The 20,914-nt window shown below is 64.2% G+C and carries 15 protein-coding genes and 2 tRNA genes; 12 read left to right on the top strand and 5 right to left on the bottom strand.

Annotated features, from left to right (window positions below; translation table 11 throughout):
- Positions 1–115: 115 nt before the first annotated feature.
- Both OIK44_RS20710 and OIK44_RS20705 read right to left on the bottom strand, forming a co-directional pair.
- Positions 116–1,432, bottom strand: coding sequence for a dicarboxylate/amino acid:cation symporter (locus tag OIK44_RS20710; protein WP_273673540.1), 1,317 nt, complete (start codon positions 1,430–1,432; stop codon positions 116–118).
- A gap of 145 nt (positions 1,433–1,577) precedes the next feature.
- A complete protein-coding gene (locus OIK44_RS20705; protein WP_273673581.1) occupies positions 1,578–2,360 on the bottom strand; it encodes a 3-hydroxybutyrate dehydrogenase in 783 nt (260 codons plus the stop codon).
- Between the two features lie 169 nt (positions 2,361–2,529).
- Between OIK44_RS20705 and OIK44_RS20700 the strand changes: the two genes are divergently transcribed.
- From OIK44_RS20700 to OIK44_RS20690, 3 genes are read left to right on the top strand one after another with little or no spacing between them, the layout of a single operon-like run.
- On the top strand, positions 2,530–3,411 hold the full coding sequence (locus OIK44_RS20700; RefSeq protein ID WP_273673538.1) for an alpha/beta fold hydrolase: 882 nt from the start codon (positions 2,530–2,532) through the stop codon (positions 3,409–3,411).
- Positions 3,412–3,455: 44 nt separating this feature from the next.
- Complete coding sequence (locus tag OIK44_RS20695; protein WP_273673537.1) at positions 3,456–3,806, top strand: RidA family protein; 351 nt, start codon at positions 3,456–3,458, stop codon at positions 3,804–3,806.
- 7 nt (positions 3,807–3,813) lie between these two features.
- Entirely contained in the window at positions 3,814–6,060 is a 2,247-nt protein-coding gene (locus OIK44_RS20690; RefSeq protein WP_273673536.1) for a RelA/SpoT family protein, read from the top strand.
- A gap of 60 nt (positions 6,061–6,120) precedes the next feature.
- On the opposite strand, the gene OIK44_RS20685 is transcribed toward OIK44_RS20690, so the two are convergent.
- From OIK44_RS20685 to OIK44_RS20675, 3 genes are all read right to left on the bottom strand, one after another.
- Positions 6,121–7,152 carry an NAD(P)/FAD-dependent oxidoreductase gene (locus OIK44_RS20685; protein ID WP_273673535.1) on the bottom strand — a complete coding sequence of 344 codons (1,032 nt, stop codon included), beginning with the start codon at positions 7,150–7,152 and terminating at the stop codon, positions 6,121–6,123.
- Entirely contained in the window at positions 7,122–9,695 is a 2,574-nt protein-coding gene (locus OIK44_RS20680; RefSeq protein ID WP_273673534.1) for a hypothetical protein, read from the bottom strand. Before OIK44_RS20680 ends, OIK44_RS20685 begins: the two co-directional genes overlap by 31 nt.
- A 222-nt stretch (positions 9,696–9,917) precedes the next feature.
- Positions 9,918–10,862, bottom strand: a complete 945-nt coding sequence (locus OIK44_RS20675) for a cation diffusion facilitator family transporter (protein WP_273673532.1) — start codon at positions 10,860–10,862, stop codon at positions 9,918–9,920.
- Positions 10,863–11,197: 335 nt separating this feature from the next.
- On the opposite strand from OIK44_RS20675, the gene OIK44_RS20670 reads away from it, so the two are divergent.
- The 9 genes from OIK44_RS20670 (at position 11,198) to pheT (ending at position 20,892) form a co-directional block, all read left to right on the top strand.
- Positions 11,198–13,432: a glycoside hydrolase gene (locus OIK44_RS20670; RefSeq protein WP_273673530.1), complete on the top strand. Its 2,235-nt coding sequence runs from the start codon at positions 11,198–11,200 to the stop codon at positions 13,430–13,432.
- 94 nt (positions 13,433–13,526) lie between these two features.
- Positions 13,527–13,603, top strand: a tRNA-Val gene (locus OIK44_RS20665).
- 78 nt (positions 13,604–13,681) lie between these two features.
- A tRNA-Val gene (locus OIK44_RS20660) sits at positions 13,682–13,758 on the top strand.
- Positions 13,759–13,965: 207 nt separating this feature from the next.
- Positions 13,966–15,873, top strand: coding sequence for a threonine--tRNA ligase (thrS, locus tag OIK44_RS20655; RefSeq protein WP_273673528.1), 1,908 nt, complete (start codon positions 13,966–13,968; stop codon positions 15,871–15,873).
- A gap of 51 nt (positions 15,874–15,924) precedes the next feature.
- On the top strand, positions 15,925–16,446 hold the full coding sequence (gene infC / locus OIK44_RS20650) for a translation initiation factor IF-3 (RefSeq protein ID WP_273673580.1): 522 nt from the start codon (positions 15,925–15,927) through the stop codon (positions 16,444–16,446).
- Between the two features lie 214 nt (positions 16,447–16,660).
- A complete protein-coding gene (gene rpmI / locus OIK44_RS20645) occupies positions 16,661–16,858 on the top strand; it encodes a 50S ribosomal protein L35 (protein WP_038493025.1) in 198 nt (65 codons plus the stop codon).
- Between the two features lie 26 nt (positions 16,859–16,884).
- Positions 16,885–17,247, top strand: a complete 363-nt coding sequence (gene rplT / locus OIK44_RS20640; RefSeq protein ID WP_026132485.1) for a 50S ribosomal protein L20 — start codon at positions 16,885–16,887, stop codon at positions 17,245–17,247.
- 127 nt (positions 17,248–17,374) lie between these two features.
- On the top strand, positions 17,375–18,391 hold the full coding sequence (pheS, locus tag OIK44_RS20635) for a phenylalanine--tRNA ligase subunit alpha (RefSeq protein ID WP_273673519.1): 1,017 nt from the start codon (positions 17,375–17,377) through the stop codon (positions 18,389–18,391).
- A 74-nt stretch (positions 18,392–18,465) separates the two neighbouring features.
- Positions 18,466–20,892: a phenylalanine--tRNA ligase subunit beta gene (gene pheT, locus OIK44_RS20630; RefSeq protein ID WP_273673517.1), complete on the top strand. Its 2,427-nt coding sequence runs from the start codon at positions 18,466–18,468 to the stop codon at positions 20,890–20,892.
- Positions 20,893–20,914: the final 22 nt, after the last annotated feature.

Genomic DNA, 20,914 nt, shown 5'->3' with positions numbered 1-20,914 from the left:
CTACGCGGCACGCTATGCGACACGTTCGTTAACGCCAACGGCGCACAGGCGGGATGGACCCGCATGTGCGCCGAAGTTGGTGTGGCGTGGGAAGGGTGCGGCGCGGCCGCCGCGTTCAGGCGGCGCGGATGTGCTGCACCTTGCCTGCGTCGGGCGTCGACGCCGCTTCCACGGTGCTGCCCGGATGGGCCAGTTCGCGTTGCAGTTGTTCCTTGTCGAGCTCGTTTTCCCACTTCGACACGACCACCGTCGCCACGCCGTTGCCGATGAAGTTGGTGATGGCGCGGCATTCGCTCATGAAGCGGTCGATGCCGAGGATCAGCGCCATGCCCGCCACGGGTATCGTCGGCACCACGGCCAGCGTCGCCGCCAGCGTGATGAAGCCGGCCCCGGTGATGCCGGAGGCGCCCTTCGACGTCAGCATCGCCACGCCGAGTATGGTCAGTTGCTGCGTCAAGCTCAGGTCGGTATTGGTGGCCTGGGCGACGAACAGGGCCGCCATCGTCATATAGATATTGGTGCCGTCCAGGTTGAAGGAGTAGCCGGTGGGCACGACGAGGCCGACGACCGATTTCGAGCAACCGAGTTTTTCCAGTTTGCGCATCAGCGCCGGCAGCGCGCTTTCCGAGGAGCTGGTGCCCAGCACGATCAGCAACTCTTCTTTAATGTAGAGCAGGAAGCGGCCGATCGAGAAGCCGGTCAGTTTGGCGATCAAGCCCAGCACGACGAAGACGAAGAGGAAGCAGGTCAGGTAGAAGGAACCCATCAGCTTGGCCAGCGGCAGCAGCGAGGCCAGGCCGTATTTGCCGATGGTGAAGGCCATCGCGCCGAACGCGCCTATCGGGGCCGCCTTCATGATGATGTTGACGATGGCGAAGAAGGCGTGGGCCACGTCGTCGATCAGTTTTGCGACGGGGCGGCCTTTTTCGCCGAGCACCGACAGCGCGAAGCCGAACAGCACGGAGATGAGCAGCACTTGCAGGATGTCGCCCTTGGCGAAGGCATCGACGACGGTGTTCGGGATGATGTTCATCACGAATTCGGTGCTGCTCTGGGATTTGGCTTTCTCGGTGAACTGGGCGATGGCCTTGGTGTCGAGCGTGGCCGGGTCGGCGTTGAAGCCGGCGCCCGGTTGCAGCAGGTTGGCGACGATCAGGCCGATGGCCAGCGCGAAGGTCGACACGACCTCGAAGTAGAGCAGGGCCTTGCCGCCGACGCGGCCGATTTTTTTGACGTCTTGCATGCCGGCGATGCCGGAGACGACGGTGCAGAAAATCACCGGCGCGATGATCATCTTGATCAGTTTGATGAAACCGTCGCCGAGCGGCTTCATGTCGACTGCGTTGGCGGGGTAGAACACGCCCAGCAGCGCACCGCAGACGATGGCGAACAGAACTTGGATGTAGAGGATTTTATAGAATGGTTTTTTCATGATGTCTCCCGGCTAGAGACGCCATGATCACGCCGCGCGCGCGGCGGCACAATTGTGGATAACCGCAGCGTTGCGGCGCGGCCGGCACCCCCCGGGGGCCGGCGGCCGGCCCTTCAGTGCCCGGGGTCTGCCGCCGGCTGCGCGTTTACTGCGCCACCCAGCCGCCGTCCATATTCCACGCCACGCCGCGCACCTGCTGGGCGGCGTCGCTGCACATGAACACGGCCAGCGCGCCCAATTCCTCCGGCGACACGAACTCGCCCGACGGCTGCTTCTCCGACAGCAGCGCCTTCTTCGCCGCGTCGTTGCTGATGCCGTCCTTGGCGGCGCGCTCGTCGATCTGCTTCTGCACCAGCGGCGTCAGCACGAAGCCGGGGCAGATCGCGTTCACCGTCACGCCGCTCTGCGCCGTTTCCAGCGCCGTGACCTTGGTCAGGCCGACCAAGCCGTGCTTGGCGGCCACATAGGCGGCCTTCTGCACGGACGCCACCAAGCCGTGCGTCGAGGCCAGATTGATGATGCGGCCCCAGTTGCGCGCCTTCATCTGCGGCAGCAGCAGGCGCGAGGTGTGGAAGGCCGAGCTCAGGTTGATGGCGAGAATCGCGTCCCATTTCTCGACGGGGAAATCCTCGACGTTGGCGACGAACTGGATGCCGGCGTTGTTGACCAGCACGTCGACGCCGCCGAAGGTGCTGTCGGCGAACTTGACCAGGGCCTCGATCTCCGCCGGCTTCGACATGTCGGCGTTGTGGTAGGCGGTGCGCACGCCGAATTCCTTGGCGACGGCCGCCTGCAGGCGCTCGATCTCGGCGGCGTCGCCGAAACCGTTGAACAAGATGTTGGCGCCCTGGCCGGCCAGGGCGCGGGCGATGCCCAGTCCGATGCCGGAAGTCGAGCCGGTTACCAGTGCGGTCTTGCCGCTTAACATAGTGCTTGTCATAAAGTCCTCGGTGAGTGGAAGATGTTGGATTGCAACCCAAAGTCACGCTGCCCTATGATTTTAAGGGCAACGCCCGGTAAAATGCTGTGCGTGGCCCGCAAGGAACCGACTAACCTGCATTATCTGGTGATTAATACGAATCTCACAAGGAAGCGGCATGATCGAAGCGAAAATAAAGTCTGTCCAATGCCTGTCCCCGTCCGGACTGCACCACATGGCCTACAAGGAATGGGGCGCGGCGGACAACCCTGATGTGCTCGTGTGCGTGCACGGCGTCACCCGCGTGTCGGACGATTTCGACAATCTGGCGCGGGCGCTGGCCGCCGACTACCGCGTGATCTGCCCCGACGTGGTCGGGCGCGGCCGCTCCGGCTGGCTGCGCAATCCGCAACTGTACCGGATTCCCCAATACGTCGGCGACATGGTGACCTTGCTGGCGCGCGTGCTGGCCGACAGCGAGCGCCAGAGCGTGGCCTGGTTCGGCACCTCGATGGGCGGCTTGATCGGCCTGGGCCTGGCGGCGCTGCCCGACTCGCCAATAAACAAGTTGATTTTGAACGACATCGGCCCCACCTTGGCCCCAGAGGCCCTGCAGCGCATCGGCGACTACATCGGCCAGGACCTGCGCTTCCCCAGCTTCGAGGCGGCGGCCCAGTTCATCCGCGATGTCTCGCTGACCTTCGGCCCGCACACGGAGCAGGAGTGGCACAAACTGGCCAGCGACGTATTGCGCCAGGATAAGGACGGCCAGTGGATACGGCACTACGATATGGGGCTGGCGCTGCCGTTCCGTTCGGCAACACCGGAGTCGGTGGCGGCCGACGAGGCGACGCTGTGGGCCGCCTACGACGCCGTGCGCTGCCCGACCTTGCTGGTGCGCGGCGCCGACTCCGACCTGCTGTCGCGCGAAACGGCGGCCGTCATGGCCGGGCGCGGGCCGAAGGCGGCCCTGGTCGAAATCGCCGGCGTCGGCCACGCGCCGACGTTCACGCACGCCGACCAGATCGCCATCGCCAGGGCGTTTTTGCTGGGCCGATAAGCAGCACCGCTTTAAAACCGTAACAATGAAGAGAAATGAATAGCATGGAAATCAAACGACTGTATGTAGGCAAACGCTTGTCCGAAGTGGCAATCCACAACAACACGGTGTACCTGGCCGGCCAGATCGCCGAGGACACGGCCCAGGACATCGTCGGCCAGACCGGCGAAGTGCTGGGCCACGTCGACCGCCTGCTGGCCGAGGCGGGCAGCGACAAGACCTGCATCCTCAGCTGCCAGATCTACATCGCCGACATGGCCCACTTCGCCGGCATGAACGCCGTGTGGGACGACTGGGTGGCGTCCGGCCACACGCCGCCGCGCGCGACGGTGGAGGCGAAACTGGCCGATCCGGCCTGCCTGGTCGAAATCGTCGTCGTCGCCGCGCAGCGTTAGGGCCGGCATGGTTTCCATCGCGGCACTCAATAGCGCCACCACCGAACAACTGGTGCAGGGCTTGGGCGAGGCCGACAGCGCGCGCGTGCTGGCGGCCTTCGACTACGCCACCGAGGTGTATGGCAAGCGCATCGGCGACAGCGGCCAGGCGGCGCTGGAGTTTTCCGCCGGCGTCGCCAACACGCTGGCCTTCCTGCGCAGCGACGCCGAAACCCGCATCGCCGGGCTGATGTTCGAGCTGACCCTGCTCGACCCGGCGCACGCGGCGTCCATCGCGCCGCGCTTCGGCCAGCAGGTGTGCGACCTGGTCACCGGCGTGCGCCAGCTGATACGGCTGCGCGCGCTGACCCAGGGCCAGCAGGGCGCGGGCGGGCGCGGCAAGAACGCCGCGCTGCTGGCCGTGGCCCAGGTGGAAACCCTGCGCAAGATGCTGCTGGCGATGGCCACCGACATGCGCGTCGTGCTGGTGCGCCTGGCCTCGTGCGTGACGACCCTGCGCTATTACGCCGACATCAAGCAGTTCGACGACGTCACGCGCGCCTACGGCAAGGAGACGCTGGACCTGTACGCGCCGCTGGCGAACCGCCTCGGCATCTGGCAGCTGAAGTGGGAGCTGGAAGACCTGTCGTTCCGCTTCATCGAACCGGACGCCTACAAGCGCATCGCCAAGATGCTGGAGGAAAAGCGCATGATGCGCGAGGGCTTTGTCTCCTCGGCCATCCTGCGCCTGCAGACGGAACTGGCCGGCGCCGGCATCCAGGCCGAGGTGTTCGGCCGGCCCAAGCACATCTACAGCATCTGGAACAAGATGCGCGGCAAGGAGCTCGACTTCACCGAGCTGTACGACGTGCGCGCCTTCCGCGTCATCGTCGCCGACGTCAAGACCTGCTACACGGTGCTGGGCGTGGTGCACAACATCTGGACGCCGATCCCGAAAGAATTCGACGACTATATCTCGCGGCCCAAGCCGAACGGCTACCAGTCGCTGCACACGGTGGTGACGGCGGACGACGGCCGGCCGCTCGAGGTGCAGATACGCACCAACGAAATGCACAGCTTCGCCGAGTACGGCGTGGCGGCGCACTGGCGCTACAAGGAAGAGGGCGGCTCGAACTTCGCCGGCCAGAAGTACGACGAAAAAATCGCCTGGCTGCGGCAACTGCTGGCGTGGAAGTCCGACGTCGCCGACGCCGTCGTCGGCCAGGAGGATATCCAGCGCGAATGGGTCGAGAAGCTCAAGTCGGCCACGCTGGACGACCGCATCTTCGTGCTGACGCCGCAGGCGCGCGTCCTCGAACTGCCGGTGGGCGCCACGCCGATCGACTTCGCCTACCACCTGCACAGCGACGTCGGCCACCGCTGCCGCGGCGCGCGCGTCGACGGCGTCATGGTGCCGCTGAACACCCAGCTGAAAAACGGCCAGACCTGCGAAATCATCACCGCCAAGGGCGCGCCCGGCAGCGCCGGCCCGTCGCGCGACTGGCTCGGCGCCGGCTACTGCGCCAGCAGCCGCACGCGCTCCAAGGTGCGCGCCTGGTTCCACGCCATCGACATGCAGGAAACGCTGGCGCACGGCCGCGCGCTGGTGGAGAAATCCCTGCAGCGCGAGGGCAAGACGGCCGTCAACCTGGAGGCGCTGGCGCAAAAACTGGGCTTCGCCAAGGTCGACGAGTTGTTCCTGTCGGTCGGCAAGGAGGAGTTCAGCCTGCGCCACGTCGAGCAGGCGCTGCACGACACGGGCGAGGCGGCCGAGCCGGAAGACGCGGTGGTGCTGGGCAAGAGCCGCGCCTCCAGCGTCGAGCAGGGCGCCAAATCGGGCGTGCTGGTGGTCGGCACCGAGGGCTTGATGACGGCGCTGGCGAAATGCTGCAAACCGGCGCCGCCGGACGGCATCGTCGGCTTCGTCACGCGCGGCAAGGGCGTCTCCATCCACCGCGCCACCTGCAAGAACTTCGCCGAAATGCGCGCCCAGGCGCCGGAGCGCGTCATCGTCACCGAATGGGGAAGCGCCGGGCGCGACACCGTCTACCCGGTCGACATTTTCGTGCTGGCGGGCGACCGCCAGGGACTGCTGCGCGACATCTCGGAGATATTCTCGCGCGAGAAAATCAACGTCATCGGCGTCAACACGCAAAGCGCGAAAGGGCAGGCGCGCATGACCTTCACGGCCGAAATCGGCTCCACGGCGCAGTTGCAGAAGGCGCTGACGGTGATCCGCGACGTCAGCGGCGTGCTGGAGGCGCGCCGCAACTAGCGGCGCCGGGGTCGGCCCCGCTCTTGGGGTCCGACCCCGGCTTTTTTTCGCGCCGCCGGCTCAGGCAAACCCGGCCGCGCCAAGACCGCGGTAAAACGCGCCCATCCTGGCGGCGTCGGCGGCGAACCACGCCGCCAGCCAGTCGCGGTAGGCCAGCGCCGTCTGCGCCGCCGGCGCCTGCCCGGCCAGCACGGCCGCACCCAGATGCGCCGCCGCCATGCCCGACATCAAAGCCTTCATCACGCCGCGCGCCGAGCTGGGGTCGAGCAGGGCCGCCGCGTCGCCCACCATGAACCAGCCCGGCCCGGCCGGCTGCGCCGCCAAACGCCACGTCACGTCGGCGCCGCGGGCGCGGCCCAGCGGCAGCAGGCCGCGCAACTCCTCGGGCAGCCAGTCCGCGGCGGGCTTGCCGCCGTCCAGCGCCAGATGGGTCCACTGGTAGGTGTCGGGCCGCACCAGCGCCGTCCAGGTCCAGCCCGCGGCGTCGCCCGCCATCAGCGGCGCGCCGTCGCGCTGCGGGCAGCTTCCCCGCACATAGCCGTAGCGCGCCAGCAGCGGCGGCGAGCTGGCCGGGCTGTCTATGCCCAGCGCCCGGCCCAGCCAGCGGCTGCGCCCGGTGGCGTCGATCACCAGGCGCGCCGGTACCGGCCCGGCGTCCGTCTCCAGGCCGCAGACGGCGCCGTCGCGCAGCAGCGGCGGCCCGACCGCGACGGGCTGGCGCAGCACCACGCCCAGCGCCTGGGCGCGGCTGCGCAGCATCGCGTCGAACTCGCCGCGCTTGACCTGAAAGCCGCGCCACGGCCCGCCGGCGTCGGCGCCGAAGGGCTCGAACTTGCGCGGCCCGCCCCACTCGGTCCAGATGCCGGGGTGGCGGGCGCCGGTGACGGCGGCCAGGCCGGCGCCGACGCCGAGCTGGGCCAGCAGCGGCTCGATGCCCGGGTGTAGCGTCTCGCCGGGGCTGTCGCGGCCGCTCGCGCCGCGCTCGAACAGCGTCACGCGCAGGCCGCGCAGCGCGCAGGCGATCGCGGCGGCGGCCCCGGCCGGGCCGCCGCCAACGACGGCTACGTCGGCAGCGCTGTGCCGGGCACCCATCGGCCGTCTCCCTTATGCGTCCAGACTTGCGTGCCGACGATGCGGAAGTAGACTTCTTCGAGCATCGTGACGAGAACCTTGTCCAGGTCGGTGGGATGGGGCAGCTCGGGATTCAAGGGGTCCCAGCGAAACACGTGGAAATGGTAAGTGCGCGGCGTGCCGGCCTTGCCGCCCCGGCCCGGCTTCGCCGCCGCGCGCGCGCCCTGGTGGCCGGCCTCGAAGGACAGCACGGCCCAGGCGGCCTTGCAGCGCAGGATGCGGTTCACCTGGTCCTGCTGGGCGCTGAGCTTTCTCCGCCGCGGCTTGCGCGACACCTGTTCGCCGACGTGGCAGGACAGGCCGATGGCGTCGTCCCGTATGCCCAGGTTCCAGTACACCGTTTCCATCGCCAGCACGCGGGCCTTGTATTCGTCGCCGTCGATTTGCGCGGTCAGCGCGGCCGTCATCGTGCCGATCAGGTCGATGTAATCGGTGCGGAAAATATTCGGGTAAACGGCCGTCCTGACGCCCTTGATCGTCTGCAGCGTCGGCCCGCGCACGCCGTCCCACGGCATGTAGTTGCCGTTGGCCAGAGGCGCGCTGCCGATTTCCTGGTCCGTCAGCGGCACCACGGTCGGCCACGGGTAGGGCTTGCCGCCGATGCGCTTGCCCGGCTGGAAGGTGCGCGTCGCGTCGGGGGCGACGCCGGGCCAGTAACTGCCCAGGGCCGCACACAGCTTGGCGTCCTCGATGAAGGGCGAGCCCAGCGAATAGCCGGCAAGGAATTTTTCCAGCGTCGATGCCGGACTGGCCGGGTCGCCCATCACCGTGTACTGGATGCCCTGGCTGGTATCCCAGCCCGGGTCGAACAGGCCGGGCGAGCCGTCCGGCAAGCCGACCTTGCCGCGCATCAGCGGGCCGTTGGGCGTCTGCACGGGGCCGGCGGCGGCGCTGCCGAACTGGCCGACGATGGCGGTGATGGTCACGTCCTTGATGCTGAAGCCGACCGGCAGCGTGACGTTGGCGGCGATGCGGGTTTGCGACAGCGTCAGCGGGCGTATCACCCACAGGGCCTTGCTCACTTGCGGCGGCAGCGAGCGCTCCGACCACAGCATCAGGTCGCGCTGGGTGATGTTGGGGAAGAAGTCCGGCAAGCCGACCATGCAATAGGCCGGCTGCTGGTGCTGGATCAGCCCCTGCAGTTGCGGACAGTGCGCGGCGACCCAGCCGTCGCCGGTGAAGTCGATGTAGTGCAGCGCCTGGTAACCGCCCTTGTGGATGATCTCCGTCATGTCCTCCAGGAGATTCAGATTGTCGACCGTGCCGTTGTCGTTGACGCGGTGGCGCACATTCGTGTATTCCGGCTGCTGGCGCTGCGCCTCCTGCTCGGCGTCATCCTCGTAGGCCGGCACGTTGGGAATCGTCACGCCGGGTATCACGAACAGCGAGGACATCTGCAAGTCCTTGGCCTGGTTCGGATAGACGGGGAAGGTCAGCAGATTGTCCTGGTAGCGGGCCACCTCGGTCATGGCCGTGTGGCGCGGCGCCAGCACGACGGGGCCGTGTTCGCCGCGCTCTTGCAGCGAGCCTATCTTTTCATTCTTGATCGTGAACGGGAATTGCTCCAGATGTTCGCCGCGCCAGTTGTTCTGGTGGCCCTGCAGGTCGAGGAATTTGTGGAACTGCGCCAGCTCCTCGTTTTGCAGGCCGCGCGAGTAGTTCAAGTCGAGGTTCATGCCCATCAGGCATTCCGCGCCGCTGAACAGCTTGTGCAGCGGCACCCAGAACTGCAACTGCTCGTCGCCGGGCAGGGCATCCTGCGGGCCGAAGCCGGCCGGCTCGCCCGGCATCCGCACCGCCAGGTAGGCGGCGAAGCGCTGCGGCGTCACGCGGAACTCGAAGGGGCGGATCGGGTCGACGTTGACGAACATGCGCTTGCGCGCGTCATACAGGGGCTCGATCGAGCCGACGCGGGCCACGCCCGAGCGGGCGAAGCACAGTTCGGCATGGCGGCCGTGCACGGAATCGGGCGTGTTGCGGTAATGCAGGGCGAAGACGACCAGGCCCAGGGGCTTGCCGTTGGCGCGCTGGCGCAGCTCGTCCAGCGTCGGCGCGGCCACGCCATAAATGAAATTTTCCAGCGACTCGATCTCGGCCAGCGTGGGGAAGCCGCCCAGCTCGCGGGCGTCGGGGCGGGCCACCACGGTGGCGGAGGCGAAAGCATGGTAGAGCAGACTCAGATCGGGCTGGCCCGGCGTGACGGCGCGCGTGCCGGCGGTGGAAAAATCGCCGAAGCCGGCCAGGCCGCGCTGGATCGCCGTGAGCGGTTTCAGCAGTTCCTGGCGCAGATCGGCGGCGCCGATATCGAGCTCGCCGCCCGTCGCCGCCAGCAGCAGATCGCGCCAGCCCAGGGGCGCCAGCCGCGCGCAACTGGCCTTGACGGCGTCCAGCAGCGGCAGCGCGTTGGCGCCATACGCCTCTCGACCCAGACTGCCGATGAAGGCGGCGCCGACGCCGGCCGTGGCATACCTGAGAAAGGTTCTGCGTGCAATGTTCTGGCTCATGTGCTCTCGCTTGTGGAAGTGTGGTTCGGAATGTCCTTGGCGTGAAAGTGAAGACAGAGACTACGTCAAAACAAGCCGCGGTGCGGCTTGATAGGTATCAAAAAGATAAGTAAGTAAATCATATGCCGGACGATGTTGCAACAAAAAAAACTCCCGTCATTTTTAATGATGACGGGAGCTGATCCTGGCTGCGCGTGGCGCTTCGGGGCGGCGGGGCGCGCGTCAGTGCGGCGGGGCGGCGTCGTGGGGGGCGGCCATGCCCGCCACCTCGGCCTGCAAGGTCACATGGTCGATGCCGTGGCGCGCCAGCAGCATCGCCTTCACCGCCCGCAGCACCTGCGGCCACTGGCGCAAATCGCCGATTTCCAGGTGGCCGATCAAGGCCGGCTGGCCGGGCGACATATCCCAGACATGCAAATCGTGCACCGACAACACGCCGTCGACCTTGGCCAAATCGGCGCCGACGGCCAGATAATCGATCTGGTGCGGCACACCCTCCATGAGGAAATGATAAGACTCGCGCAACACGCCGAGCGTCGACTTCAAAATCAATAGCGACACCAGAATCGACAACAGCGGATCGATCTGCATCCAGCCCGTCAGATAAATGACGGCGCCGGCGGCCAGCGCCGCCAGCGAGCCGAGCAAATCGCCCATCACATGCACCAGGGCGGCGCGCGTATTCAGGCTCTCCTTATCCTTCGACAAGACCCAGGCGACCAGCAAATTGATCGCCAGGCCGATCGCGGCGACGACAAACACCGTGCCGCCTTGCACCGCCTGCGGCTTGGCGAAGCGCTGCGTCGCCTCAAACACGATCCAGGCCACCACGGCCAGCATCGCCAGGCCGTTAACGAAAGCGGCCAGGGCCTCGGCGCGGCCGAAGCCGAAAGAATGCTTGGCCGACGGCGGGCGCTTGGCGATCAACTGCGCCAGCAAAGCCAGACCGAGCGCGGCGGCGTCGGTGACCATATGCCCGGCGTCCGAAATCAGCGCCAAGGAATTCGACAAAAAGCCGGCGGCCACCTCGACGCCGGCGAAACTGAGCGTCAAACAGAGGGCCCAGGCCAGCACCTTCTGGCTGCGATTCTCAAAAAAATGGGCGTGCTGGGCGTCGCCGGCGAGATGGGCGTGCAAATGGGCGGAAGACGAAGATTTTACTGGCATCAGAAAGTTCAATGAAACAATAGTGACGCCAGTGTAAAGGAAGTGCGCCGCCCGCGCAGCGAAGCAACATTGGGGTCAGGTCTAGACATGGCGGTTTACGGGCCAAAAACCGCCATGTCTAGACCTGACCCCATTTGGGATTTGCAACAAAACCGTCATGTCTAGACCTGACCCCAGCGGTGTTTGGTTTCACATTGTAAGTTCCGTTGACGCTGCTTGGGGCCGGGGCAATGATGGTAGTGGCAGCGTCGTCGCTTTGCTGCCTGGTGTCGCAAGTATAATGTTTTGCAAATTTTTTTGGTTTTTTGCCCGCTTATGTTTTCAAGGATTCCATTTTGTTGATTCCGCGCCCTTTGTCCTTCTTTTTGTTGCTGGCCCCGCTGTGGGCCCAGGCGGCATCGACGCTGGAAAATGCTTTGTGGCGCGTCGAGGTGGAGCCGGCCACGCTGGCTTTGCGCGTGCAGCCGGCCGGCGGCCCGGTCGTCGCCTTGTCCGGCGGCGTCGCCAAGCGGACGGTGAGTGTGTTGCAGCAGAGTGCATCGCGTTTGCAGTGGCAGTGGAATGCCGGCGCTTATCGCCTTGAGTTGGAGTTGAAGGAGCGCGATCTGTTGTTGTCGGTGCATGCCAAGGCGGCCGGCGAGTTGCAGTTGTTGCGTCAGCCCGCCGCGGCCTTGGGCCGGGGGATGATTTTGCCGCTCGCGGAGGGCCATTATGTGCCGGCCGGCGATGCGGTCTGGCGCAAGTTTTTGCTCGATCTCGATGAGTTTAATACGTCGCAGGATATGAGTTTGCCGATGTGGGGCCTGGATCATGGCGCTTTTTCGCTGTCCTGGCTGATGGTGAATCCGTTTAATAACCGGGTGAAGGTGGCGCGCGACGGTGACGGCGTCGGCTTGACCCTTAGCCATGAGTTCGTCAGTCTGGCGCCGGCCACGCCGATGTCGCTGATTTTGCATCTGGGCGGCGCCGATCCGCTGGCCGGCGCCAAGCGCTATCGTGACTGGCTGGTGGCAGAAGGCCGCTTCGAGTCGCTCAAGGAGAAGATCGCCCGCTCGCCCGAGGGGGCCAAGTTGCTCGGCGCCTCGCATGCGTATTTGTGGGGCGGCGGTTTGCTGGCGCCCGCCGATGTCAAGGATTGGCCCGGTTTTCTCGCCGTGCTGCGCGGCGACGGCGCGCTGCCGGCGCGGCTGCGCGGCTATTTCGACCGCGAGGCGGGCGCCGCGCTGGCCGATGTCCGCGCCGTGCCGGAGCGTTATCAGCAGCGTTTGCTGGTCGACGCCGTGAATGCCGCCTTGACGGCCGTCGCCCGCGAGAGTTGGCAGACGGCGGCGCCCGACGCCGTCGTGATGGCCGGCCGCTATGGCGAGTTGCGCGGCGAGGTGGCGCGCACTTTCGGGCGCAGCTTGACGCCGGAGCCGGGCGCCTGGGGCGGCGGGGTGTCGGTGGCGACGATGAAGAAGATCCGCAAGGCCGGGCTGCCGCGCCTGTGGCTCGGCCTGGGCGAGGGCTGGGAGGGCGGCTTGTGGCATCCGGAGGCCGTGGGCGCCGGTGTCGAGGCCGGTTATCTGGTGGCGCCCTACGATTCGTACGAGACGGCGCTCAAGCCGGGCAGTAATCCGGACTGGGCCACGGCGCATTTGGGCGAGAAGGTGTACCGCGATTGCGCCATTGTGCTCAAGGGCGGTTTGTTCAAGGCCGGGTTCCAGAAGTCGGGCCGGTATACGGACCCGCATTGCGTGCGTCCGGTGTTGCAGGCGCGCGTGCGCGCGGTCGCGGCGAAGGCGGGTTTCAATAGCTGGTTCCTGGATGCGTATGCGACCGGCATGGTGTACGACAGTTATCGCGCCGAGGCGCCGCTGACGCAGTCGCAGAACGCGGCCGGCAGCATGGAGGCGTCGCGCTGGATTTCGGACGCGCTGAAGTTGCCGACCGGTTCGGAGGATGGCAATGGTCCGACCGCGCAGGGTATTCTGTTCGCGCACGGCATGCAGACGCCCGTGGTCGGCTGGGGCGACAAGGATATGCAGAAGGATAAGAACTCGCCGTACTTCCTCGGCAGTTGGTTCCCCGCCCCGCAGCCGACGGTGTTCTTCAGGCAGGTGCCGCTGAAGGAGGCGCTGCGCGCCATCCATTTCAATCCGGCCACGCGGCTGCCCTTGTATCAGGCCGTGTTCCACGGTTCCGTGGTGACGACGAACCACTGGCTGTTCGATAGTTTGAAGTTCGCCAATGTGCGCGGCGACAGCGAGCTGGCCCAGTTGCTCTACAACGTGCCGCCGCTGTATCACTTGAGCGGCGATACGCTGGAGCAGCGCCTGCCGATCATGAAGCGCCAGGATGCGTTTTTCCGCCCGCTGCACCAGCGCCTGGCGACCGAGCCGATGACGGCCTTCAATTGGCTGTCGTCCGACCGCCTGTTGCAGGAGACGCGCTTCGGCGACGGCACGCGGCTGATTGCGAACTTCGGTGACAAGGATCAACAACTGGATGGACGGCGTTTGTTGAAGCGCAGTGTGACGGCGATCAACGGCGACGGTTCCAGCACGGTATATGTGGCGGCGGGGGAGTGAATTGCTGCTTTGCCGGCATTTTTTCACATAGGTAAAAGTTTCCTGCAAACGGCTCTTGTGTTTGCGGAAAAGCCTCTCTATAATGCTGGTCTTCGGGCGGTTAGTTCAGCTGGTTAGAATACTTGGTCGACATCCAAGGGGTCGGGGATTCGAATTCCTCACCGCCCACCAGGACATGGCAGTACAATGTAAGGCAAGTCGGTTTACGCCGCGAACGACTGAGGTTAGTTGTTGATGTAAAAGTTTTTCGGGCGGTTAGTTCAGCTGGTTAGAATACTTGGTCGACATCCAAGGGGTCGGGGATTCGAATTCCTCACCGCCCACCAGAATATGTGTAAGAGCTAGAAAGGCGAATCGGTTATGACACCGCGAACTACTACCAGGATTTGGGAGTGACGCTAGTCGAATGGATTTTCTTTGCTTGCTAAAAAGAGAAAAGCGCGGCTAGTCCGCGTTTTTTTTCGTCCGCATTTTCCTTGCGCTACATTTGCGAATTCCACTTTAATACCCTTTGTTTTTATCCGGAGATCAATATGCTTACAGTCCGACTTCCCGATGGTTCCGCGCGTCAGTTCGACGGCCCGGTAACCGTGGCCCAGGTGGCCGCCAATATCGGCACTGGCCTGGCGAAGGCCGCGCTGGCCGGCAAGGTCGACGGCAAGCTGGTCGATACTTCTTTCCTGATCGAGAAAGATGCCGACGTGGCCATCGTCACCGACAAGGATGCGGACGGTCTGGAAGTGATACGTCACTCGACCGCCCACTTGCTCGCTTATGCCGTCAAGGAATTGTTCCCCGACGCGCAGGTGACGATCGGTCCGGTGATTGAAAACGGCTTCTATTACGACTTCGCGTACAAGCGTCCGTTCACGCCCGAAGATCTGGCGACGATCGAAAAGAAAATGCTCGAACTGGCCAAGAAGGACGAGCCGGTCACCCGCACGGTGCTGGGCCGCGACGAGGCCGTCGCCTACTTCGAGGGCATCGGCGAGCATTACAAGGCCGAGATCATCGGCTCGATTCCGGCCGACCAGGAAGTGTCGCTGTACGCCGAAGGCAAGTTCACCGATTTGTGCCGCGGCCCGCACGTGCCCTCGACCGGCAAGCTGAAGGTGTTCAAGCTGATGAAGCTGGCCGGCGCCTACTGGCGCGGCGACGCGAAGAACGCGATGCTGCAGCGCGTCTATGGCACGGCCTGGGCCAAGAAGGAAGACCAGGAACAATACCTGTTCATGCTGGAGGAGGCGGAAAAGCGCGACCACCGCAAGCTGGGCAAGCAGCTCGATTTCTTCCATTTCCAGGACGAGGCGCCGGGCCTGATCTTCTGGCATCCGAAGGGCTGGTCGATCTGGCAGCAGGTCGAGCAATACATGCGCAATGTTTATCAGGTCAACGGCTACCAGGAAGTGAAGGCGCCGCAGATTCTCGACCGCGGCCTGTGGGAGAAGACGGGCCACTGGGATAACTACCGCGAAAACATGTTCGTCACGGAGTCGGAAAACCGCTCCTACGCGCTGAAGCCGATGAACTGCCCCGGCCACATCCAGATTTTCAATAATGGCATGCGCAGCTACCGCGACCTGCCTTTGCGTTACGGCGAGTTCGGCCAGTGTCACCGCAACGAGCCGTCCGGCGCGCTGCACGGCATGATGCGCGTGCGCGGCTTCACCCAGGACGACGGCCACATTTTCTGCACGGACGAGCAGATTCCGGCCGAAGTGGCGGCCTTCCACCAGCAGGCGATGGAGGTCTACACGGCCTTCGGCTTCCAGAACATCGACGTCAAGCTGGCGTTGCGTCCGGAGAGCCGCATCGGCAGCGAAGAGGGTTGGGATATCGCCGAGGAGTCGCTGCGTTCGGCGCTGCGCAGCTGCGGCGTGAGCTGGACCGAGTTGCCGGGCGAGGGCGCGTTCTACGGCCCGAAAATCGAATACCACTTGAAGGATAGCCTGGGCCGCGCCTGGCAGGTCGGCACGATGCAGATCGATCCGTCGATGCCGGGCCGCCTCGGCGCCGAGTATGTCGCCGACGACAACACCCGCAAGGTGCCTGTCATGCTGCACCGGGCGATCGTCGGTTCGCTGGAACGTTTTATCGGGATCTTGATCGAAAACTATGCCGGCGCGCTGCCGATGTGGCTGGCGCCGGTGCAGGTGGCGGTGCTGAACATTTCCGACGCCCAGTCCGAGTATGCGCAGAATTTGGCCACAGAATTGCGCAAAAAGGGCTTCCGCGTGCACGCTGATTTGCGTAACGAGAAGATTACCTATAAAATACGCGAACATTCCGTACAAAAACTGCCTTACATCCTTGTAATCGGCGACAAAGAACGGGATGCCAACACCGTGGCCGTGCGGGCGCGGGGCAATGTCGATCTGGGCGTCATGTCCATCGAAGCCCTGGTTGAGCGACTCCAGCTGGAAGTGGCCAACAAAGCCTGACGAGGAGACTCGCAGCACTGCCGTTATACAAGATTTTTAAAGGAAACTACAATAGCTACTGACAAGTCGCATCGCATCAATGGCGAAATCACTGCCCCTGAAATGCGTTTAAGTGGGGTCGATAACGAGCCTCTCGGTATCGTGACTTTGGCCGAAGCCTTCCGCCTGGCGGAAGAGGCGAACGTCGACCTGGTGGAAATTGCGCCGACCGCGCAGCCACCGGTCTGCCGTTTGATGGACTACGGCAAATTCAAGTATTCGGAGCAGAAGAAGGCTCACGAAGCGAAATTGAAGCAGAAAATCATCCTCGTGAAGGAAGTCAAATTCCGTCCGGGCACCGATGATGGCGACTACAATATCAAGCTGCGTAACCTCATCAAGTTCCTCGATGACGGTGACAAGACCAAGATCACGCTGCGCTTCCGCGGCCGCGAGATGGCGCATCAGGATATTGGTTTCCGTATGCTGGAGCGCTTGAAGGCCGACCTGGAGCCGTATGGCCAGGTCGAGCAGTTTCCCAAGATGGAAGGGCGCCAGATGATCATGGTGCTGTCGCCGAAGAAGAAAAAGTAAGGCTGTAAACGGAGGCGGCCGCGTGCCATGCTTGGCGCGGCGCCGAAGTTTCAGGTATCATTTGCCGCCGCCGCCCGGAAACGGGCGGTGGTAGCGAACTGTAGTGGACTCGCATCCGCTGCACAACAAGTGAAAGCAGGCATCTAAGCGCGACACCTCGTTGCCACCTGCAATCCTGTTATAAATGGAGCTGTCCGTAAGAGGACAGATTGCTATGCCTAAGATGAAAACCAAAAGCTCCGCGAAAAAACGTTTTCGCGTGCGTCCAGGTGGAACAGTCAAGTCGGGTCACGCGTTCAAACGCCACATCCTGACCAAGAAAACCACCAAAAACAAGCGTCAATTGCGCGGTACCCGTAACATCAACGCATCGGATGTCACGTCCGTCATGCGCATGATGCCGACAGCTTAATCTCACACTCAATTTAAGGAGTTACTATGCCTAGAGTAAAACGTGGGGTTACAGCTCGTGCCCGTCATAAAAAAATCCTTAACATGGCCAAGGGTTACCGCGGTCGTCGCAGCAAGGTTTACCGTGTTGCCAAGCAAGCAGTCATGCGCGCTGGCCAATACGCTTACCGCGACCGTCGTAACAAGAAGCGCGTTTTCCGCCGCCTGTGGATCGCCCGTATCAACGCCGCTTCCCGTGAGCATGGCGTGACGTACAGCGTGTTCATGAACGGCTTGAAAAAAGCATCTATCGAACTGGACCGTAAGGTACTGGCCGATATGGCTGTGATGGACAAGCCGGCGTTCGCCGCGATTGTCAACGCAGTAAAAGCAAAAATCGCCGCTGCGTAATCAGCGACGACATTGCCAACGCCGCCCCCGGGCGGCGTGAAAAGAGCGGGGCAGAGGTGCATAACCTTGTGCCCCGTTTTTGATTGTTGGGCCTCCAGGAATTGTTTTCCAAAACAGGAAAAGCCGCATGAACTCCCTAGAACAACTCGTCGTCTCGGCCCAGGCTGATTTTATCGCCGCCGCAGACGCTGCAGCACTCGAAAACGCCAAAGCCAAATATCTTGGCAAGACTGGCCAAATTACCGAATTGATGAAGGCGCTGGGCAAGCTGGACCCGGACGCCCGCAAGGCGCAGGGCGCGCTGATCAACGCCGTCAAGGTGCAGATCGAAGACGCGCTGACGGCCCGGCGCGACGCGCTGGCCGACGCGCAGATGCAGGAACGCCTGAACGGCGAAGTGATCGACGTGTCGCTGCCCGGCCGCGGCCGCGCCACCGGCGGCATCCATCCCGTCATGCGCAGCTGGGAGCGCATCGAGGAAATCTTCCGCTCGATCGGCTTCGACGTCGCCGACGGCCCGGAAATCGAAAACGACTGGACCAATTTCACGGCCCTGAACAGCCCGGAAAACCATCCGGCCCGTTCGATGCAGGACACCTTCTACGTCGACGGCAGCGACAGCCAGGGCAAGCCCCTGCTGTTGCGCACCCACACCAGCCCGATGCAGGTGCGCTACGCGCGCACGCACACGCCGCCCATCAAGGTGATCGCGCCGGGCCGCACCTACCGCGTCGACAGCGACGCCACCCACTCGCCGATGTTCCACCAGGTCGAGGGCCTGTGGATCGCCGAGGACATCAGCTTCGCCGACCTGAAGGGCGTGTACCTGAATTTCGTCAAGGCATTCTTTGAGACGGACGACCTGCAAGTGCGTTTCCGTCCCTCCTACTTCCCGTTCACGGAACCGTCGGCCGAGATCGACATCGCCTTCGGCAGCGGGCCGCTGAAGGGCCGCTGGCTGGAAGTGTCGGGCGCCGGCCAGGTGCACCCGACCGTGGTGCGCAACTTCGGCCTGGACCCGGAAAAGTTCATCGGCTTCGCCTTCGGCTCCGGCATCGAGCGCCTGACGATGCTGCGCTACGGCATCAGCGATCTGCGCCTGTTCTACGAGGGCGACCTGCGTTTCCTCAAGCAGTTCAACTAAACCCCCACTTGTGCGTTCGAGCGCCTTGCTGCGCGCTCGCGCTTTGACTATTCTTTGCCGCTGAAGGCTTGATTATGCAATTTTCCGAAAACTGGCTCCGTACCATGGTCGATCCGAAGATGACTTCGGATGAACTGTCCCATCTGCTGACCATGTCCGGTCTCGAAGTCGAGGCCGTCGACGCCGTCGCGCCGCCGTTCTCCAACGTCGTCGTCGGCCTGGTGCGCGAAATGAATAAGCACCCGAACGCGGACCGCCTGAACGTCTGCCAGGTCGATGTCGGCACCGGCACCTTGCTCAACATCGTCTGCGGCGCGCCGAACGTGCGCCCGGGCCTGAAGGTGGTCTGCGCCGTGGCCGGCGCGGTGCTGCCGCCCGGCGCGGACGGCAAGCCTTTCGAGATCAAGGTCGGCGAGCTGCGCGGCGTCGAGTCGCAGGGCATGCTGTGCTCGGCGCGTGAGTTGAAGCTGTCGGAAGAAAACGCCGGCTTGCTGGAGTTGCCCGACGACGCGCCGGTCGGCCAGAATTTCCGCGACTATTACGCGCTCAACGACTTGAAGTTCACCATCAAGCTGACGCCCAACAAGGCCGACTGCCTGTCCGTGCTGGGCGTGGCGCGCGAAGTGTCGGCGCTGACCGGCACGCCGCTGCTGCAGCCGCAGTTCCGCGCCGTGGCCGTCAACAGCAGCGAAGTGCTGCCGGTGACGATCAGCGCGCCGGACCTGTGCGGCCGCTTCTCCGGCCGCGTGATCCGCAACCTGAACGCCAAGGCCAGCACGCCGGACTGGATCAAGCAGCGCCTTGAGCGCAGCGGCCAGCGTCCCGTGTCGGTGCTGGTCGACATTTCCAACTACGTGATGCTGGAACTGGGCCGTCCCAGCCATGTGTTCGACCTGGCGAAGATCCACGGCGGCTTGAATGTGCGCTGGGGTAAGCCGGGCGAATCGCTGAAGCTGTTGAATGGCAACACCGTGGCGATCGACGAGTGGATCGGCGTCATCGCCGACGAGCGCGCGATCGAGTCGCTGGCCGGCATCATGGGCGGCGACGCCACGGCCGTCTCCGACGACACCGACAGCATTTACCTGGAAGCGGCGTTCTGGTGGCCGGACGCGATCCAGGGCCGGGCGCGCCGCTTCAACTTCTCGACCGACGCGGCGCACCGCTTCGAGCGCGGCGTCGACTTCGCCACGACGGTCGAGCACATCGAGCGCATCACCTCGCTGATCGTGGAAATCTGCGGCACCCAGCAAACCCAGGTCGGCCCCGTCGACGACCACATCGCCAAGCTGCCGCAGCGCCTGCCGGTGGCGCTGCGCACGGCGCGCGCCCAGAAAGTCATCGGCGTGCCGCTGACGGACGCCGTCATCGCCGACATCTTCACGCGCCTGGCGCTGCCGTTCACGCTGGAAGAGGGCGTGTTCCACGTGACGGCGCCGTCCTACCGCTTCGACATCGAGATCGAGGAAGACTTGATCGAGGAAGTGGCGCGCGTGTACGGCTTCGAGCACATCCCGGCCTTGCCGCCCGTGGCCGCCAGCAAGATGCAGATCGCGCCGGAAAACACCCGCTCATTGTTCGCCGTGCGCCACCAGTTGGCCGACCTGGGCTTCCAGGAAGTGGTCAACATGAGCTTCGTCGACGCCGCCTGGGAGCGCGATTTCTCGGCCAACGACGATCCCGTCAAGCTGCAAAACCCCATCGCCAGCCAGATGAGCGTGATGCGTTCCTCGCTGATCGGCGGGCTGATCGCCAACGTGCGCTACAACCTGAACCGCAAGGTCGGGCGCGTGCGCCTGTTTGAAGTCGGCGCCATCTTCCGGCGCGACGCCGCCGTCGCCGACGGCGCGCTGAGCGTGGCCGGCTACGCCCAGCCGAAACGCGTCGCGGCGCTGGCCTACGGCCCGGTGGTCGACGAGCAGTGGGGCCAGGCTGGCCGCGCCGTCGACTTCTTCGACGTCAAGGCCGACCTGGAGGCCTTGTTCGCGCCGCAGGCCCTGCGCTTCGTCAAGGCCGCCCACCCGGCGCTGCATCCGGGCCGCTCGGCCAACATCGAAATCGACGGCCAGGTGATCGGTTTCATCGGCGAACTGCACCCGCGCTGGATGCAGAAGTATGACCTGGCACAAGCGCCGGTCTTGTTTGAAGTAGATGCAGTTGCATTGCAGCAACGTTCTGTGCCAAAATACGCGGAGATCTCAAAGTTCCCCGGCGCCAGCCGCGACCTCGCCCTGGTCGTCAAGCAGGGTGTGCCGGCGCAGGATTTGCTCGACGCCTTTGGCGCGGAAATCGCCGCCAATCCGCTCGGCAAGATTGTGCAAGCCATTGTTTTGTTTGATGAATATCGTGGCAAGGGACTGGAGTCGGACGAAAAAAGCCTTGCTTTCCGCTTTAGCTTGCAAGATACTCAAAACACCTTGCAGGACGATGTGGTCGATGCCGTCATGACGGCGTTGACGGCGGCGGCAGTGCAAAAGCACAACGCGAAATTGCGTTCGTAATCACCATCGGGGCCCGGCTTGC

This window comes from Janthinobacterium fluminis (assembly GCF_028595325.1).
GTDB lineage: Bacteria > Pseudomonadota > Gammaproteobacteria > Burkholderiales > Burkholderiaceae_D > Janthinobacterium > Janthinobacterium fluminis.
This window is presented reverse-complemented; position numbering and strand designations above follow the sequence as displayed.

Coding starts and splice junctions, on each gene's coding strand:
- OIK44_RS20710 (WP_273673540.1), bottom strand. CDS start 1,432: ATGAAAAAACCATTCTATAAAATCCTCTACATCCAAGTTCTGTTCGCC.
- OIK44_RS20705 (WP_273673581.1), bottom strand. CDS start 2,360: ATGTTAAGCGGCAAGACCGCACTGGTAACCGGCTCGACTTCCGGCATC.
- OIK44_RS20700 (WP_273673538.1), top strand. CDS start 2,530: ATGATCGAAGCGAAAATAAAGTCTGTCCAATGCCTGTCCCCGTCCGGA.
- OIK44_RS20695 (WP_273673537.1), top strand. CDS start 3,456: ATGGAAATCAAACGACTGTATGTAGGCAAACGCTTGTCCGAAGTGGCA.
- OIK44_RS20690 (WP_273673536.1), top strand. CDS start 3,814: ATGGTTTCCATCGCGGCACTCAATAGCGCCACCACCGAACAACTGGTG.
- OIK44_RS20685 (WP_273673535.1), bottom strand. CDS start 7,152: ATGGGTGCCCGGCACAGCGCTGCCGACGTAGCCGTCGTTGGCGGCGGC.
- OIK44_RS20680 (WP_273673534.1), bottom strand. CDS start 9,695: ATGAGCCAGAACATTGCACGCAGAACCTTTCTCAGGTATGCCACGGCC.
- OIK44_RS20675 (WP_273673532.1), bottom strand. CDS start 10,862: ATGCCAGTAAAATCTTCGTCTTCCGCCCATTTGCACGCCCATCTCGCC.
- thrS (WP_273673528.1), top strand. CDS start 13,966: ATGCTTACAGTCCGACTTCCCGATGGTTCCGCGCGTCAGTTCGACGGC.
- rpmI (WP_038493025.1), top strand. CDS start 16,661: ATGCCTAAGATGAAAACCAAAAGCTCCGCGAAAAAACGTTTTCGCGTG.
- rplT (WP_026132485.1), top strand. CDS start 16,885: ATGCCTAGAGTAAAACGTGGGGTTACAGCTCGTGCCCGTCATAAAAAA.
- pheS (WP_273673519.1), top strand. CDS start 17,375: ATGAACTCCCTAGAACAACTCGTCGTCTCGGCCCAGGCTGATTTTATC.
- pheT (WP_273673517.1), top strand. CDS start 18,466: ATGCAATTTTCCGAAAACTGGCTCCGTACCATGGTCGATCCGAAGATG.